This is a genomic window from Streptomyces sp. NP160 (genome assembly GCF_006335115.1).
In the GTDB taxonomy this organism is placed as follows: domain Bacteria; phylum Actinomycetota; class Actinomycetes; order Actinomycetales; family Quadrisphaeraceae; genus Quadrisphaera.
Window position 1 is genome coordinate 2,100 of sequence record NZ_VDMJ01000062.1, and the last position, 643, is coordinate 2,742.

Below are 643 nucleotides of genomic sequence, written 5' to 3' on the forward strand. Positions count from 1 at the left end.
CGCCGGCGCTGCGGTCGCTGTGGAAGTACCACCAGGACATGTGGCAGTTCCACACCACGCTGGACTCCCCGCACGCGTACAAGTCCTCGCCGTGGGCGTGGATGGTGCAGGGCCGGCCGACCTCGTTCTACTACCAGGGCCAGGCGCAGGGCGTCACCGGCTGCGGCGCCGACTCGTGCACCGAGGCGATCACGTCGCTGGGCAACCCGGTCGTCTGGTGGTCGGGGTGCGTGGCGCTGCTGGTCGTGCTGTTCTGCTGGGCGCTGCGGCGCGACTGGCGCGCCGGAGCGGTGCTCGCGGGTGTGGCGGCGGGCTGGCTGCCGTGGTTCACCGTGGGCGACCGCACGATCTTCCAGTTCTACGCCGTGGTCTTCGCGCCCTTCGTGGTGATGGCGGTCGTGTACTGCTTCGGGCTCATGATCGGGCCGCCACCGCCGGCGCAGCTCGCGGGGGCGTCGGCGAGCGGCGTGCTGGCGGGACGGCGGCTGGCGGGTGTCGTGGTCAGCGGCTGCGTGGTGGTGCTGGCCGTGGTGGCCGCCTCCTACTTCTGGCCGGTGTGGACCGCCGAGCTCATCACCTACGACGCCTGGCGGGCGCGGATGTGGTTCGCCTCCTGGATCTGAGGGTCAGCGGCGGCGCAGCG

At 72.2% G+C, this 643-nt stretch carries 1 pseudogene; it reads left to right on the plus strand.

Features of this window, described 5'->3' with window-relative positions:
* Positions 1 to 623, plus strand: a pseudogene (locus FHN55_RS21700) (phospholipid carrier-dependent glycosyltransferase); the annotation flags it as partial.
* Positions 624 to 643 lie beyond the last annotated feature (20 nt).